Source organism: Azospirillum sp. INR13 (genome assembly GCF_015390205.1).
In the GTDB taxonomy this organism is placed as follows: domain Bacteria; phylum Pseudomonadota; class Alphaproteobacteria; order Azospirillales; family Azospirillaceae; genus Azospirillum.
On record NZ_VUOI01000024.1, the window covers coordinates 26,002 to 41,535 of the forward strand.

A 15,534-nucleotide genomic window follows, 5' to 3' on the forward strand; every position below is an offset into this window, starting at 1 on the left:
TTCGATCGGCAAGGCGGCTGTGGACATGGGAATGAGCAGGATCAGCTGGCGGCGGCAGTGGTGTTGGCATCCAGGCGGCGGCGCGTGATCGCCAACCCCTGGTCGAAATTGAAATGTCCGACCGCCGTCGCCAAAGTCCCGTAGGCTTCGGAGCCAAGCGTAGCGCGCAGAGCCTCCTCCTCCCGCTGAACCAGATCGTGGGCCTCGGCATCGTCGTCGGCCAGAAGTGCGTCGAGCCGGCGCAGCAGATCCTCCTGCGCGGCGCTCAGCGGGGGGAGAGGGGCAAAAGCCGCCGGCGATCCGGCGGGAGCCGTCGCCCGCTGCGGGATCGCGCGGTCGATGGCGGCCAGCGTCCGGCGCAGCGCCTGCGCGTAGACCGCGACGAGTCCATCCGTTTCGGCCCCGGTCACGCCGGCGTGCACGGCAGCTTCTAAGGCCGACGCCGCTTCGGCGAGCGCACCGGCCCCGATCTGCGCCGACAGGCCCTTGGCGGTGTGTGCGGTGATCTCCGCTAGGGTGAGGTTGCCATCGGCAAGCGCATCGGCGATCAGTGCGTCCGAGCCTTCCTGTTCGGCCCGGAAGCGGTCAAGCAGGGAGCGATAGAGCTGCGGCCGGTTCAGAACCCGGTGCAGGCCGGCCGCCGCGTCGATCTCCGGCCCGACGGCGTCGAAGGGCGACGGCACGCCGGCCTCGGTACGACGGACGCCGGGCGCGGCACCGTACGGGGAGCATTCCGCCGACCCGCCCGGCGCCTCCGCCGCACGTCCGGCCCAGAGGGCGACCATCGCGTACAGCTCGTCCGGGTCGATCGGCTTGGAGAGGTGGTCGTTCATGCCGGCGTCCAGGCAAGCCCGGCGGTCGGCCGCCATGGCGTTGGCCGTCATCGCGACCACCGGCAGCGTCGTCAGTTCCGGCCGCTCGCGGAGGAGGCGGACGGCGGTCAACCCGTCCATCACCGGCATCTGCATGTCCATCAGGACGAGGTCGTAGCGCCGTGCCGCCAGCCGCTCCAGAGCGATGACGCCGTTGTCGGCGATGTCGGGCAGGGTGCCGACGCTGGTCAGCAGCTCGCGGGCGACGTCCTGGTTGAGCGGATTGTCCTCGGCGACCAGGATGCGCAGCCCGGCCAACTGCGCACCGATCGCGGCATCCGGCGCGTCGGGCGGAACCACGTCGGCGCCGACGATGCCGAGCGCGCGCGATGCCGCGTCGAGCAGGATGCTGGGATTCACCGGCTTGACCAGGATCTCGTCGACGCCGGCACGCGCGGCACGGTGCATGATCTCCGCCCCGCCATAGGCCGTGACCAGCACGAAGGCCGGGTCGGCGGCGGAAGCCGGATCCTTGGCGTGCAGAGTGCGGATCGCGCGCACCGCGTCGATTCCGTCCATGCCCGGCATCCGCCAGTCTACGAAGACGATGTCGAAGGGCTTGCCGGCGGCGAGCGCCGCGCGGGTCGCCGCGACGGCCTCGTTGCCGCCCGCGGCCCCCTGCACCTCGAAGGTCATCGAGCGCAGCATGTCGCAGATCACGGTGCGGGTGCTGTCGTTGTCCTCGACCACCAGGGCGCGGCGGCCGCGCAGCCCGACAGGCGTGGCGGCCTTCCGGTCCGCGCTGCTGGCGGCGACGCCCAGGGCGGCGGTGAACCAGAAGGTGCTGCCCTCGCCGGGGCGGCTCTCCACGCCGACGCTGCCGCCCATCATCTCGGCCAGCCGCTTGCTGATGACGAGGCCAAGCCCGGTGCCGCCGAAGCGCCGGGTGGTCGATGCGTCGGCCTGCTGGAAGGGCTGGAACAGGCGGCCCCGTTCATCCTCCGACAGACCGATGCCGGTGTCGCTGACGGCGAAATGCAGGCGCACGCGCCCTTCCGCCGGTTCGCCCGCGCCATCGTCGCGCCGCACCGTGACCTTGATCTCGCCGGACTGGGTGAACTTGACGGCGTTGCTGACGTAGTTCAGCAGGATCTGGCCGAGCCGCAGCGGGTCGCCGACAAGGCGCAGCGGCACGTCGGCGCCGATGTCGACGACCAGTTCGAGCCCCTTCGCTGCCACCTTCTCCACCACCATGTCGGCGACGTCCTGGAGCACCCGCTCCAGGTCCAGCTCGATCGCCTCGATGGTGAGCTGTCCGGCCTCGACCTTCGAGAAGTCGAGGATGTCGTTGATGATGGACAGCAGCGAGCGGCCGGCATTGAGGATCTTGGCCGCCTGGTCATGCTGGGACCGTTCCATGCCGGCACGCATGAGAATATGCGCCATGCCGATGATGGCGTTCAGCGGCGTGCGAACCTCGTGGCTGACATTGGCGATGAAGGCCGATTTGGCACGGTTGGCGGCGTCGGCACCGCGCACGGCCTCCTCAAGCTCCCGCTGCACGCGCTTGCGTTCGGTGACGTCACGGACGATGCCGGTGAACAGCACCTCCCCGCCCAGCCGGACCTGACTGATCGACAGCTCCAGCGGGAAAAAGCTCTCCGGTCTTGCGGCGGCCGACGGTCTCGCGCCCGATTCCGATGATCTTCGCCTCGCCGGTGTCGAGAAACGGCGCAGATAGCCGTCATGCGCCGAATGGTGCGGCTCGGGCATCAGGAGGGAGACGTTGTTGCCGACGGTCTCCTCGGCGCCGTAGCCGAAGATGCGGGCGGCGGCCGGGCTCCACCGCAGGATGGTGCCGCGCTCGTTGATGGTGATGATGCCGTCGACCACCGTATCGAAGATCGCCTGCAACCGTGCCTCGCCGGCCTTGGCGTCCCGCTCCAGCGCGGCGCGGCGGGCGATCTCCTCGCGCAGCGCCTGGGCGGTCTCGACCTGACGACCGGCGACGGCGGCGGCCATGGTGGCGGTGGCGAGCGACACCGCGAAGACGACGACCAGCAGCGCGAGTGTCGTCGGCGGCAGCGTGGCGACGAGCGCCTCCGGCTGATCGGCGGGGAAGAAGACCGCGGCATGCATGGCGGTGTAGTGCCATGCCGGTGACGGCGCCGCCCATCACGGCGGCCGCCGCCGACATCGCCAGAAGCCGGCCGCCGGCTGCCTTGGCCCGGCGTGTCAGGCCGCGGATGCCTCAGCGAGACGAAGGCGAGCACCACTGCAACCACGACCGACAGCACCACCAGCCGTGCATCATAACGCAGCACCGCGTCGATATCCATGGCGGCCATGCCGGTGTAGTGCATGGCGCCGATGCCGGCACCCATCAGCACGGCGCTGAGCGCCAGCCGCTTCCGCCCGATCTCGTCCGTCCGTCCGATCACTTGCAGGGCGACGGCGCTGGCCATCATTCCGGGCAGGAGCGACAGCAGCGTCAGGACGGCGCTGTAGTCGACTCCGCAGGGCAGCGCGAAGGCCAGCATGCCGATGAAATGCATGGCCCAGATTCCGCCGCCCATGCTGGCCGAACCGGCGGCCAGCCATACCGCGCGGGCCAACGGCGCGGCGGTGGACAGCCGCTGCGCGATCATCAGGGCAGCCAGGGAAGCGAAAGCTGCGACCAGGAAGGACAGCCCCACCAACCAGGGGGTGTAGGACCCGACCAACACGGCGTCCAAGGGGCCGGGCGCGGCGGGACGGAACAGGGAATCGAGCCATATGATCATGCTGCGTACCGTGTCTTTCCATGCGATGCCCGGTCACGGCATGGAAGCGCTCCACGTCCCGCATGCGCCTGGAATAGGCCATACGTGCAGTGTCAATCCAACCCTTTTGATTGCAACGATCTGAAACAAATTTTTGCGTCCGGCAACCAATCCTGTGACACTGTGCAGGGGAGCCGGTCCGGTCAGGTGACCGGCGCCGGGTTGAACAGCGTCATCGCGTTGCGGATTTCCCGATGGTCGGCCCGGGTCTTCCTCCGACCGCTGGCGACATCCAGGATCATGCGGAAGATCTCCCAGCCGATGTCTTCGATGGTGGCCTGACCGGTGGCGATGCGTCCGGCATCCACGTCGATCAGGTCGTGCCAGCGCTCGGCCAGCGCCGTGCGGGTCGAGACCTTGATGACCGGCACCATGGCAAGACCGTAGGGAGTGCCGCGCCCGGCGGTGAACACCTCCATGTTGCAGCCCGACGCCAGCTGCAGCGTGCCGCAGACGAAATCGCTGGCGGGGGTCGCGGCATAGATCAGTCCCTTGCGGTCGGCCCGCTGGCCGGGTGACAGCACGCCGACGATCGGGCTGCTGCCCAACTTGGCGATGGAGCTCGGCCCGACCACCATCACCTGTCCGCCCAGATTGTTGACGATGATGGCGACATTGCCGTCGCCATGCACCTTGATGTAGAGCGGAGTGTCGGACAGCGGACGGTGTCCTCCCAGACGTTCGTCTTCAACTTTGCGGCGAGCTGTTCGGAGGTGCGGGCGAGGATGCTCGAGGTCGGAGCCGACGGCGACGAAGTTGCAGCCCAGCTTGGTGTAGCGCTTCGCCAACGCCTCGTCGGCCGACAGGATGCCGGCCGTTCAGCCCTTTGTAGAGCACCGGATCGATGGCATAGACGCCGATCGAACCGTTGGCGCCGGACCGGTTCTCGATGACGACCGGCTGGCCGAGAGCTTCGGTGAGCTTCGGTCCGATCAGCCGTGCCGCGGTGTCCGACGCGCCCCCCGGCGGGAAGGGCACGATCATCGTCAGCGCCTTGTCCGGATATTCGGTGAAGGCCGGCATGGACAGCATCGCGGCGAGCGCGGCCATGTCAGAAACGGCAAGGTCTTCATGAGTCCTCCCTGTTTTGTTGTCTGTATCTGCCTGCTTTGTTTGGTGGTTACCGCCTTGACGTGCCGGTTGTGTCCGACATTCGGGAACGGGCGATCCTCAGTCCCTGAACTTTCCTTGCGATCGCCTCTGTGGTGCGGGCGAGCAGGCCGGTGTCGATGCGACGGCGGTGTAGACGCAGCCGGCGGCCATGTAACGGCGTGCCAGCGTCTCGTCGGCGGTGAGGATGCCGGCCCGGCTGCCGGCGGCGACGATCCGGCCGATGGTCTTCTCGATCAGCTCGACGATCTCCGGGTTGCCCTGGTCGCCGAGATGGCCGAGGTCGGACGACAGGTCGCCCGGACCGATGAACAACCCGTCGATGCCCGGCACCGCGGCGATGGCCTCCAGATTGTCCAGGCCCTTGCGCGTCTCGATCTGCACAAGGATGCAGATTTCCTCGTGGGCGCGGCGGTGATAGTCCTTCACCCGGCCGAAGCGCGAGGCCCGGCTGGCCCCGGCGAAGCCGCGGATGCCGTCGGGGGAAAGCGCGTGGCGGCGACCGCGGTCTCGGCCTCCTCGACCGTCTCCATCATCGGGATCAGGAAGGACTGCACGCCGATATCGAGATGGGCGCTTGATGACGATCGGATCGTTGTCCGGAATGCGGACGACCGGATGCGTTGCGTTCTCCATCATCGCCTGCAGCTGGGCCAGGATGCCCGGCACGTCGTTCGGCGCGTGTTCGGCGTCGAGCAGCAGCCAGTCGAAGCCGGAACCGGCCAGGATCTCGGTGGCGGTGGGGCTCGCCATGCTGTTCCAGAAACCGATCTGCTTGCGGCCTGCCTGGATGGCGCGCTTGAAGGAATTGGTGCGGAGGTCCACGGGACGGCGTGCCTTTCGATGGGGGTTGAGGTCGATGGGGGTTGAGGTCGATGGGGGTTGAGGTCGATGGAGGTTGACGGGTTTGCCTACCTATTCCGCCAGCGCTTCGGTGGCGTTTGCGCAGGACGGCGGGAGACAGCATGGCGAGCAGCAGGACCGCGACGACGGCGAGCAGGACGGCGCTGATCGGGCGGGTGAGGAAGACCGACGGGTCGGCGTCGGACAGCTGCATGGCGCGGCGGAAATTCTCCTCCAGCTGCGGGCCGAGCACGAGGCCGAGCAGCAGCGGCGCGGGCTCCACCCCCACCTTGATGAAGAAGTAGCCGACCACGGCGCAGCCCAGCATGAGCCAGACATTGAAGACGCTGTTGGAGATGCCGTAGGTGCCGATGCAGCAGAACAGGACGATGGCCGGGAACAGCAGGCGGTAGGGGATCTTCAGCATCGAGACCCACAGCCCGACCAGCGGCAGGTTGATGATCAGCAGCATCAGGTTGCCGGTCCACATGCTGGCGATGACGCCCCAGACCAGGGCCGGCTGTTCGGTCATCACCTGCGGGTCGGGCTGGATGCCCTGCATCATCAAGGCACCGATCATCAGCGTCATCAGCGCCATCAGCGCGTTGGCGGGAATGCCGAGGGTCAGCAGCGGGATGAAGCTGGTCTGCGCCCCGGCGTTGTTGGCCGCCTCCGGCCCGGCGACGCCTTCGATGGCGCCCTTGCCGAAGCGCTGGGGATCGCGGGCGATCTTCTTCTCCAGGGCATAGGCGGTGAAGGGCGGCAAGGCCGCACCCCCGCCCGGCAGCACGCCCAGCGCCGAGCCGATGGCGGTGCCGCGAACCATCGCGGGGAAGGCCGCCTTGAGGTCGGTCCGCGTCGGCACGAGGTCGCGCAGCTTCTGGCTGACCACCTGCCGGACCTCGTTGCGCTCCAGGTTGGCCATGATCTCGGCCAACCCGAACATGCCCATCGCCACCGGAACGAAATCGAGCCCGTCGGACAGGGCCGGGATGCCGAAGGTCATGCGGGCGGCACCGGAATTCACGTCGATCCCGATGGTTCCCAGCAGCAGCCCGAGGAACACCATCGCCAGCGACTTCGACACCGAACCATGGGCCAGAATGACGGCGGCGAGCAGGCCGAGGACCAGCAGGCTGAAATACTCCACCGCGGTGAATTTCAGCGCCAATGCTGCCAGCGGCAGGCTGAGCAGTGCGATGACGATGGTCGCGACGGTGCCCGCGAAGAAGGACGACACGGCGGCGATCGCCAGCGCCGGACCCGCCCGCCCCTGGCGGGCCATGGCGTGCCCGTCCAGGCAGGTGACGACCGAGGACGTCTCTCCCGGCACATTCACCAGGATGGCCGTGGTGGAACCGCCATACTGCGCGCCGTAGAAGATGCCGGCGAGCATGATCAGTGCCGATTCCGGCGGCAGTCCGAAGGTGAAGGGCAGCAGCAGGGCCACCGTCGGGATAGGACCGATGCCGGGCAGAACGCCGATAGCCGTGCCGATGACGACGCCGATCAGGCAATAGAGCAGGTTGTTGAATTGCAGGGCCGTGGACAGGCCGAGCAGGAGATTGTCGAACAACTCCATGGCGCGCCTTCCAGAGCTAGAGGGACCAGGGCCAGATGGGCACCGGCAGGGCGAGGGCCTTCACGAACAGAAGGACCGCCCCGGCGGTGACGCACAGGCCGAACAGGACGACTTCGAACAGGCGGCTTTCGCGGCTGGCGGCGGCGGCCAGCAGGACCGCCGAGAAGGAGGCCGCCACCAGACCGGCGTCCTCGATCAGGAGCGCGAAGGCCCCGACGGCGACGGCGATTCCCAGCATCGGCCGCGCCTGCACCCGCTCGATACCGGCATGTCCCCGTGCCAGCCCGCGGCCGGCGAAGAACAGGCCGAAGCCGAGCAGGATCAGCGCGATGGCGCGCGGCACGTAGCCGGGCCCCATATCGGCCGCGGAGCCGCCGGAGAGCCTTGATGTCGCGGCGAAGGCGCCTGCCGACATCGCGATCAGGAAAACGCCGAACAGAAGGTCGGGCCAGTCGAGCCGCTGCCCCGCCGGCCGGCGCTGGGACATGTCGAATTGGGGCATGGCGAATGTCCGGGGAAGCTGGTCAGTTGGTCTTGATCTCGGCGGCGCGGACGATGCCGCCCCCAGGACTCGATGTTGGTGGCGAGCCACGCCTTCACCTCGTCCGGCGTGCCGGGGCGCACCATGCCGCCCTGTTCCGCGACCCTTTCCCTGATCTCCGGCATGGCCAGGATCTTCTGAAGCTCGGCGTTCAGCCTTGCGATCACCTCCGGCGGCGTCTTGCCGGTGGTCAGGATGGCCTGCCACGTCCCGGCATCGGCCAGCGGGAGCCCGGCCTCCTTGAAGGTCTGCGCGTCCGGCAGGGTGGGCAGCCGGCCGTCGCCAGTGACGGCGATGCCGACGAGCTGCTTGGATATCACGAAGGGCAGGGTTGCCGTGGCGCCGTTGATGATGACTGTGCATTCGCCGGACACGAGCGCGCGCGACGCCGCCGCACCGCCCTTGTAGGGCACGGCCTTCCAGTCGATGCCCAGATCGCGGGCAAGGGCGACGGACGTGATGTGGTTGAGCGCGCCGACGCCGGAATTGGCGACGGCCAGCTTGCCTGGGTTGGCCTTGGCATAGGCGACCAGTTCGGGAATGGTCTTGGCCGGCACGGAGGGATGGACCGCCAGCACATAGGGGCCGAACATCACCATGCCGACCGGAGCCAGATCCTTCTGCACATCGTAGGACAGGTCCGGGAACAGTCTGGGGGCGACTGCCAGCGAGCCGATGTCCATCAGCAGAAGCGTGTGGCCGTCAGGCCGGGCCTTGGCCACGGCATCGGCGCCGATGTTGCCCGCGGCACCCGGCTTGTTCTCCACCACCACCGGCTGGCCGACCGCTTCGGACAGCTTGGGGCCGATCAGGCGGGCGAGAATGTCGGACGTGCCGCCGGGGGCGAAGGGGACGACGATGCGCACCGGGCGGTCGAACGACTGTGCCTGCACGAGGGTGGGAATGATGGCGCCGCACAACGCCAGGGCGGCGACGGCCGCCCCCAGACGACGAAACTTCATCGGCATTTCCTCCACTTGGCGGATTCGCGCGTGTCGTGCCTGTGGTCGGCGGCACATTTTTGTTCGCAGCGTGGATGGTATGTTATACGGATGGTTGTTGCTTAATGAGTTGTTCTGCGCATCGATCGATGCCATTTTTGGATCGATGTTCGAGCTCAGCCATCTCCGATGCTTCGTCGCGGTTGCCGAGGAACTGCATTTCGGCCGCGCCGTTGCGCGTCTGAATCTCACGCAGTCGCCGCTCAGCCGTCAGATACAGCTGCTGGAACATGCGCTGGATGTCCGCCTTCTGGACCGCACCAGCCGGTCCGTCACCTTGACGCGGGCGGGGCATAACTTCCTGCCGGAAGCGCGTCGGCTTCTTCGGTTGGCGGAGGGCGCCGCCCTGGCCGCCCGGCGGACGGCGATCGGCGAGGAGGGCACGGTGACGCTCGGCTTCACCGCGGCCTCCGGATATGAATTCCTGCCGCGGCTGATCCAGACGCTGCGGGAGACGGCGCCGGGAATCGATCTGGATCTGAAGGAGATGATGTCGGCCGACCAACTGGACTCGCTGACGGCCGGGCGGATCGACATCGGCCTGATTCGTCCGTCCTACAACCGTCGTGAAGTCGACTCGCTGTGCGTGGTGCGCGAACCACTGGTTCTTGCCGCCCCGGAAGGCCATCCTCTGGCTACGCTTCCGGAGGTTTCGATCACCGACCTCGACCACCAGCCGATGGTGGCCTATTCGCCCTACGAGGCGCGTTACTTCTACGACCTGCTCGCCACCCTCTTCACCAGCGCCGGGGTCCGCCCGCGCTATGCGCAGCACATCAGCCAGATCCACACGATCCTGGGGCTGGTGAAGGCGGGCATCGGGCTGGCGCTGGTGCCGCGCGCGGCGCTCAATCTGGGCTTCCAGGGGGTGGTACTGCGGCCGCTTGCGGGCGATGCGCATCCGATCGTGGAACTGCACGCGGTCTGGCGCCCGAGAAACGCCAACCCCGCCATGACGACGGTGCAGGCGGTCCTGCGCGAGATCGCCGGCGAACGCCGGACGCGCGGACAATCGCCCGTTTGCACACCATCGGCCACCGGATGAGGTCGCCAGTTCAAATTCCAGTCTAACCGTCCTGGCGCCCATAGCCGATCGGCGGCGGGGCCAGTTCCAGAATGCGCTGGTAGAGCCGCTCCGCCTCCTCCTTCGGCTTGATGCCGAACAGCGGGTTGTCGTTCTCGCGGAAGGCGGCGTCGATCTCCCGCCAATCCTCCTCCGTCAGGACCCGTTCGGCCAGGGGGAGAAGCTGCTCTTCCTCTGTCTGGAGATGGGCGTATTCCAGCGTGGCATAGCGTTCGGCCGTGGCGAAGAAATCCTCCGCCGCGCCGTCGTCGTCGGCCTCGAAACAGACCAGCTGGCGCTTCAGCGTCTCGATCATCGGATAGCCCAGCGCGTGCTCGCGTTCCAGCTTGCCCAGCAGGGCTTCGGCTTCCGGCGCGCGGCGGCGGACCGCGGCGAAGAGGAAGCGGTCCTCCTTCGGATGGTGCCAGTGATCGGGATAGCTGACGATGTAGTCGAGGATGGCGCGCAGCAGGGGGAAGTCGGGGGATGCCCCGCCGCGGATGGCGCGGATCTGGTGGCGCAGGGCGTGCAGCACCGCGGCGATGGCGAAATGCTCGTCCTTGATGATGCGGATGGCGTCCATGCTGGGTCGGTCTCCCCGATCTGGGTGGTGAGGATCAGGGCAGCGCGCGCGAGGCGTCGCCCAGCCGGTGGTAGGCGCGGTTGAAGTAGACGAGGCCGAGACGATCATTGCCGCTTGCTTCGCGCTGGCGGATATCGACGACCTGACAGTAGAAGACGCTGTGGGTGCCGACGCTGTGGGTGTCGACGATGCGGCAGTCGAAATTGACCAGCGCGCCGGCCAGCGCCGGGCTGCCGGTCTCCAGGCTGGTCCAGTCGGCATGGGAGAAGCGTTCGTCGGCCGACAGGCTGCGGTTGGAAAAGACCTCCGACAAAGACTGCTGCTCGCCGCAAAGCGGGTTGACGCACAGCACGCCGTTCTCCGTGAAGGCCCGATGCACGAAGGAGGACTGGTTCAGGCAGACCAGCAGGGTCGGCGGCTGGTCGGTCACGCTGCACACTGCGGTGGCGGTGAAGCCGGCCCGGCCGCCGGGACCGGCGGTGGTGATGATGTTCACGGCACCGGTCAGCATCGACATGCCGTTGCGGAAGCGGGAAACCTCAACCATTGGGGAAGTCCTTAAAGTCTCAGATGTCGAGGACGAGGGTGTCGGTGCGGGCGCGCGAACAGCAGAGCAGGATCTGGTCGTTGTCGGCCTTCTCCTCGTCGGTCAGGAAGACGTCGCGGTGGTCCGGCGTGCCTTCCAGCACGGTGCACAGGCAGGTGCCGCAGACGCCCTGTTCGCAGGACATCTGCACCTTGATGCCGATGCGGCCGAGCGCCTGGACGATGGTCTCGTCCTCCGCCACCCGCACGGACTTGCCGCTGCGCTTCGCCACCACCTCGAAGGCGCCGCCGCCGGTGGCGACCTCCGCCTGGAAGTATTCGCGGTGGATGCGGTCGGCGGGCAGGCCGAGGCGCATCGCCTCGCCGATCACCCAGTCCATGAAGCCGGTCGGGCCGCAGACATAGAGGTGCGTGCCGGCGGGCGCGCTGCCGAGCAGGGCGGGCAGGTCGAGGCGCTGGCCGGGCTGGCCGTCGTCCAGATGCAGAGCGGTGCGGTCGCGGAACGCGGCTTCGGCCAGCTCGCCCAGGAAGGCGCAGGCGTCGCGGCTGCGGCCGCAGTAATGCAGTTCGAAACTGCCGCCCGCCGCCGCCAGGGCATGGGCCATGGCGATCATCGGGGTGATGCCGATGCCGCCGCCGATCAGGATGGAATGGGCGGCATCGGCCGCCAGCGGGAACAGGTTGCGCGGCAGCCCGACCGCGACCTCCGTCCCCTCCTGCAGCCGGTCATGCGCCGCGACCGAGCCGCCGCGGGAAGCGGGATCGCGCAGGATCCCAGCCGGTAGCGGCTGCGGTCGGCCGGGTCGCCGCACAGCGAATATTGCCGGACCAGCCCCGGCGCCAGATGCAGGTCGACATGCGCCCCGGCCTCGAAGGGCGGCAGCGCGTTGCCGGTCCTGTCGATGAGGTCGAGCAGTAGCACCCCGTTCCCTTCGACCCGGCGGCGGGCCACCGTCAGCGTCAGCGTGTCTTGCGTCGTCATGACCGTCTTTCCTCAGCGCATGAAGATGCCGCCGTTGATGTCCCAGGCCGCACCGGTGGTGAAATCCGCATCCGGCGATGCCAGCTCCACCGCCATCCGGGCGACGAAGGCCGGGTTGCCCAGCCGTTTCACCGGGATCATGCCGATCAGCGTTTCCAGCCGCTCCGGCGGGACCGACGCGCGGACGGAGGGAAGCTCCATCGGGCCGGGTGCGATGGCGTTGACGGTGACGTTGGAGGCTGCCAGTTCGCGGGCGAAGATCTTGGTCAGCGTCAGGATGCCGGCCTTGGAGGAGGCGTAATGTGCGCCCGACGCCGTGCCGCCATTCTGCCCGGCCAGCGAGGCGATGTTGACGATGCGGCCATAACCGACCTTCGCCTGATGCGCGCCGAAGACCTGACAGCCGAGGAAGGTGCCGCGCAGATTGACGGTCAGCACCGCGTCGAATTCCTCCGGCGTGATCTGCATGACCGGGGTCATCGGCGTCATCGCCGCGTTGTTGACTGCCACATGCAGCGCCCCCCAGCGGGCCAGCACGGCGTCGAGCGCCGCGGTGAAATCCGCCTTGCGGGTGACGTCGAGCACCAGCGGAAGAACCGCCTCGCCCGACGGGTCGAGGGCTGCCGCCGCATCATTCACCGCGTCCTCGGCGACGTCGGTCAGGACGACGCGGTAGCCGGCGATGAGGAACTGATCGGCGATGACCCGGCCCAATCCCTGGGCCGCGCCGGTGACGAGTGCGACCTGTGCCATCCCGTGGGCTCCTGTCAGAGGATGTAGCCGATGCTGTGCAGCGCGTCGGTGGAGTTCACCAGCCGGACGATCTTGCTCTTCAGCCGGAAGCCGTCGCCGCTGCGGGCCAGCTCGTAGGTGACGTCGGCGGTGTAGTCGCGCAGCGTCTCCTTGCGGAACTCGCGCAGATGCTGGGCGGCGCGCACGGTGATGGCGGCGCCGTCGTCGGCCAGGACGCGGAAGCGCGACAGCGAGCGCACGGTGCGCGAGGCCGGCTGGGTGGAGACGGATTCGCCGCTGGTCAGGCGGGCGACGCGCTTGGCCCGCATGTCGGCGTCGTCATAGGCGTAGTTCAGCCGGTCGGCGAGGTCGGTTGCGTCGGGGTCGATCGGCACGATGTAGAGGCCGTCGGCGGTCCATTGCGCCAGCCAGTCCTGATACTCGCGGTGGTCGAGCATGTCGGCCTCCTGCCAGAGGAAGGCGCTGACCTCGGTGAGGAGTTGGGTGTTCATGGGTGGTGTCTCCGGGGGGTGTCAGGGGGTGGCAGTGATGCCCCCACCCCGACCCTCCCCCGCTGGGCGGGGGAGGGAGTAGGTGCTGATGTGGGAGAGTGGCGGCAGTTCCCTCCCCCGCGATCGGACCGACCTTCGGTCGGCCGAGAGCGGGGGAGGGTTAGGGTGGGGGCAATTCACCCCCCGCGCTTCCCTCACGCCGTCATCAGCTTCTTCCACTGCTGGTAGGCGGCGCGCATGCCGGTCTCGGCGCTGACGTCGCCGGCGCGGCCGTCTTCGGTGATGCGCTCGCCGGGCAGGCCGCGGTTCAGCAGGATCCACAAATCGGTGCCGGCCTGGGCGCCCTTCTGCACCCGCTCCCACGCTTCGGAGTCATCCGGGGTGCCGAAGCCCATCGGACCCTGGAAATGCTCGTGCAGGCGAAGGCGGGCGCGGTTGGCGGCGGCGGGGCCGCCATCCATGGTGATGACGGCGTGGTGGATCTCCGTCTCGTTCACCGACACCGGGCGAAGCACGCGGAAGAAGGCCATCGAACAGGCGATGTTGGGGAACAGGTTCAGGTTGAAGCCCGACCCGCCGACGGCGCGGACGATGCGGCGCACCTTGGCCTCGTCATGCCCCTCCTTGCGCAGTTCCCCGGCCAGTTCCTCGAAGCGGGCGGGATGGGGGCGTCGAGGTTTTCCTCCAGATCCACCAACTCGGGGATCATCACCATGACGCTGTGGCCGTTGCCGAGATCCTCGACGAAGCCGGGGCCGTTGACGAAGTCCAGCATGCGTTCGGTCTGCTCGTCGACCGAGGACAGGAAGGATTTGTGGACGACCGGGAAGTGATAGCCGTCGGTGGTGTTCTCCAGCTGAATCTTCCAGTTGCCGGGGAAGCGGAAGCGGTGCTCGCCGGCCACCTTGATCGGGTAGCCGCCGCCCTGCTTCATGAACAGGTCCATCCACTTCTTCGCCGGGCCGAGCCAGTCGGCCAAAGGTTCGATGTCCTCGCGGAAGGTCGCGAAGACCATGCCGGCATATTCCTCGACCCGCAGGCTCTTCAGCGGATATTCGCCCTTGTCGAGGCATTGGCCATAGCTTTCCGGGTGCGGCACGCCGCGCAAACTGCCGTCCAGGCCGTAGCTCCAGCCGTGGTAGGGGCAGACGAAACTGTTGGTCCGGCCCTTCTTCTCCTCGCAGACCGTGGCGGCGCGGTGGCGGCAGCGGTTCAGCAGGACATGGATCTTCTGCTTGCGGTCGCGCACCACCACCACCGGCTGGCGGCCGACATAGGTGGACTTGTAGTCGCCCGCCTCCTTCACTTCGCTGACATGGGCGACCCAGACCCAGCAGTTGGCGAAGATGCGGTCCATCTCCTGCTCGAAGATCGCGGGGTCGGTGTAGAGAGAGGTGTGGGCGCGGTCGGCGCGGACGAGGTCGGCAAGGTCGCGGCTTGCAGTCGGCGGGGCTTTGAGATCGATAGCCATGGCTATGGTCTTTCCGTCTTGGGGGCGGAGAAGGGGGATTACTCCGGGACCGGAACCGGGTCGGGGCGGTTCCAGCTGTCGACCGGGCGGCTGAACAGGTTTTCGGTGCGGAAATGGCTCATGCGCCAGGCGCCCTCCTCCAGGCGGAAGTCCACCGCCAGCCGGGCGGCGTTCAGGTGCGATCCGCCGGCGGCGAAGGTGGATGTCTGCAGCATGATCCAGCAGCCCTCCGCCGTGTCCGGACCTGTTGTCCGGATCAGCTCGGAGGTCAGGAAATGGACGTTCAGCGCGAAGTGGGAGGGTTCGACCATGTATCCGGCGAACATCTCCCGCAGGGCCGCGCGGCCGGTGATCCGGCCGAAGGTCTTCGCGTATTTTTCGCCGATGCCCTCCCACACCGCGTCGCGCGTGAACAGGCCGGCAAGCTCGTCCAGCGGCGTCGCCGGGGTCAGTGCGTCGCACAGCGCCATGTAGCGGACCATGCAGGCGCGGACGGCGGCCTCCGCCTCGAAGCGGGCGAGGCGTGCGGCCAGTACACCGGAATCGGCTGGGAGGGTTGCGGTCATTGCGGGATCACCAGCTCGCGGCCGACGCGGGTCTCGACGCGGCAGTATTTCCACAGCTTGAAGGTGCCGTCGCCGACGGGCGTGACGCGGAACAGGTTGCAGGCGGCGGTCACCGTCTCGATGTCCGGCACGTCGGCCAGCACATAGGTGGTCCAGGGCCAGTTGGTGGAGGGGCCGACCATGATCCGGTCGTCGTCCATGTTGCCCAGCACCGTGACGCCCGGCAGCTCGCCGATGCCGCGCATCATGGCGGAGAAGGCGCCCCAGACCTGCTTGGCCTCCTCCGCCGTCGCGTCGAAGAAGTTCTGGTTGACGCCGATGCAGAACAGAACGCGCAGGGGCTTCTTGTCGCTCATGGAAGGTCTCCG

Annotated in this window: 17 protein-coding genes and 3 pseudogenes; 2 read left to right on the forward strand and 18 right to left on the reverse strand. The window is 67.9% G+C overall.

Going from position 1 to position 15,534, the window contains the following annotated elements:
• Window positions 1–41: 41 nt before the first annotated feature.
• On the reverse strand, window positions 42–2,951 hold the full coding sequence (locus F1643_RS23550) for a response regulator (RefSeq protein ID WP_255542891.1): 2,910 nt from the start codon (window positions 2,949–2,951) through the stop codon (window positions 42–44).
• Between the two features lie 173 nt (window positions 2,952–3,124).
• A pseudogene (locus F1643_RS24985) lies at window positions 3,125–3,388 on the reverse strand (MHYT domain-containing protein); the annotation flags it as partial.
• Between F1643_RS24985 and F1643_RS23560 the strand changes: the two are divergent.
• Complete coding sequence (locus F1643_RS23560) at window positions 3,351–3,524, forward strand: hypothetical protein (protein WP_255542893.1); 174 nt, start codon at window positions 3,351–3,353, stop codon at window positions 3,522–3,524. The pseudogene F1643_RS24985 and the gene F1643_RS23560 sit on opposite strands and share 38 nt — an antisense overlap.
• Window positions 3,525–3,777: 253 nt before the next feature.
• Here F1643_RS23560 and F1643_RS23565 read toward each other — a convergent pair whose 3' ends face one another.
• From F1643_RS23565 to F1643_RS16415, 6 genes and pseudogenes are all read right to left on the reverse strand, one after another.
• The gene (locus F1643_RS23565; RefSeq protein WP_255542894.1) at window positions 3,778–4,422 is read right to left on the reverse strand and encodes a UxaA family hydrolase; all 645 of its coding nucleotides are present in this window, start codon (window positions 4,420–4,422) and stop codon (window positions 3,778–3,780) included.
• Window positions 4,322–4,684, reverse strand: a complete 363-nt coding sequence (locus F1643_RS23570) for a tripartite tricarboxylate transporter substrate-binding protein (protein WP_194914295.1) — start codon at window positions 4,682–4,684, stop codon at window positions 4,322–4,324. The genes F1643_RS23565 and F1643_RS23570 overlap by 101 nt, the downstream gene beginning before the upstream one ends.
• 120 nt (window positions 4,685–4,804) lie before the next feature.
• Window positions 4,805–5,497, reverse strand: a complete 693-nt coding sequence (locus F1643_RS16400; protein ID WP_255542895.1) for an HpcH/HpaI aldolase/citrate lyase family protein — start codon at window positions 5,495–5,497, stop codon at window positions 4,805–4,807.
• 184 nt (window positions 5,498–5,681) lie between these two features.
• Window positions 5,682–7,169, reverse strand: a pseudogene (locus F1643_RS16405) (tripartite tricarboxylate transporter permease); the annotation flags it as partial.
• A gap of 16 nt (window positions 7,170–7,185) precedes the next feature.
• Entirely contained in the window at window positions 7,186–7,671 is a 486-nt protein-coding gene (locus F1643_RS16410) for a tripartite tricarboxylate transporter TctB family protein (protein WP_206692528.1), read from the reverse strand.
• Window positions 7,590–8,672, reverse strand: coding sequence for a tripartite tricarboxylate transporter substrate binding protein (locus F1643_RS16415; protein WP_206692529.1), 1,083 nt, complete (start codon window positions 8,670–8,672; stop codon window positions 7,590–7,592). The genes F1643_RS16410 and F1643_RS16415 overlap by 82 nt, the downstream gene beginning before the upstream one ends.
• Here F1643_RS16415 and F1643_RS16420 point away from each other — a divergent pair.
• Window positions 8,614–9,756, forward strand: coding sequence for a LysR substrate-binding domain-containing protein (locus F1643_RS16420; RefSeq protein WP_255542897.1), 1,143 nt, complete (start codon window positions 8,614–8,616; stop codon window positions 9,754–9,756). The genes F1643_RS16415 and F1643_RS16420 overlap by 59 nt on opposite strands.
• Window positions 9,757–9,778: 22 nt before the next feature.
• Here F1643_RS16420 and F1643_RS16425 read toward each other — a convergent pair whose 3' ends face one another.
• The 10 genes and pseudogenes from F1643_RS16425 to F1643_RS16460 form a co-directional block, all read right to left on the reverse strand.
• Window positions 9,779–10,357 carry a hemerythrin domain-containing protein gene (locus tag F1643_RS16425; RefSeq protein WP_194914297.1) on the reverse strand — a complete coding sequence of 193 codons (579 nt, stop codon included), beginning with the start codon at window positions 10,355–10,357 and terminating at the stop codon, window positions 9,779–9,781.
• Between the two features lie 34 nt (window positions 10,358–10,391).
• Complete coding sequence (locus F1643_RS16430; protein WP_194914298.1) at window positions 10,392–10,904, reverse strand: flavin reductase; 513 nt, start codon at window positions 10,902–10,904, stop codon at window positions 10,392–10,394.
• 19 nt (window positions 10,905–10,923) lie between these two features.
• Window positions 10,924–11,517: a flavin reductase family protein gene (locus F1643_RS23575; protein WP_370540650.1), complete on the reverse strand. Its 594-nt coding sequence runs from the start codon at window positions 11,515–11,517 to the stop codon at window positions 10,924–10,926.
• A gap of 26 nt (window positions 11,518–11,543) precedes the next feature.
• Window positions 11,544–11,885, reverse strand: a complete 342-nt coding sequence (locus F1643_RS23580) for a hypothetical protein (protein ID WP_255542898.1) — start codon at window positions 11,883–11,885, stop codon at window positions 11,544–11,546.
• A gap of 12 nt (window positions 11,886–11,897) precedes the next feature.
• Window positions 11,898–12,638, reverse strand: a complete 741-nt coding sequence (locus F1643_RS16440; protein ID WP_194914300.1) for an SDR family NAD(P)-dependent oxidoreductase — start codon at window positions 12,636–12,638, stop codon at window positions 11,898–11,900.
• Window positions 12,639–12,652: 14 nt separating this feature from the next.
• Window positions 12,653–13,129 carry an aromatic-ring-hydroxylating dioxygenase subunit beta gene (locus F1643_RS16445; RefSeq protein ID WP_194914301.1) on the reverse strand — a complete coding sequence of 159 codons (477 nt, stop codon included), beginning with the start codon at window positions 13,127–13,129 and terminating at the stop codon, window positions 12,653–12,655.
• Window positions 13,130–13,323: 194 nt separating this feature from the next.
• Entirely contained in the window at window positions 13,324–14,079 is a 756-nt protein-coding gene (locus F1643_RS16450) for an SRPBCC family protein (RefSeq protein WP_370540647.1), read from the reverse strand.
• A pseudogene (locus tag F1643_RS24990) lies at window positions 13,965–14,600 on the reverse strand (aromatic ring-hydroxylating dioxygenase subunit alpha); the annotation flags it as partial. The gene F1643_RS16450 and the pseudogene F1643_RS24990, both read right to left, overlap by 115 nt.
• 38 nt (window positions 14,601–14,638) lie before the next feature.
• Window positions 14,639–15,166, reverse strand: coding sequence for a nuclear transport factor 2 family protein (locus F1643_RS16455; RefSeq protein ID WP_194914302.1), 528 nt, complete (start codon window positions 15,164–15,166; stop codon window positions 14,639–14,641).
• Window positions 15,163–15,522 carry an IacB protein gene (locus F1643_RS16460; RefSeq protein WP_194914303.1) on the reverse strand — a complete coding sequence of 120 codons (360 nt, stop codon included), beginning with the start codon at window positions 15,520–15,522 and terminating at the stop codon, window positions 15,163–15,165. The genes F1643_RS16455 and F1643_RS16460 overlap by 4 nt, the downstream gene beginning before the upstream one ends.
• Window positions 15,523–15,534: the final 12 nt, after the last annotated feature.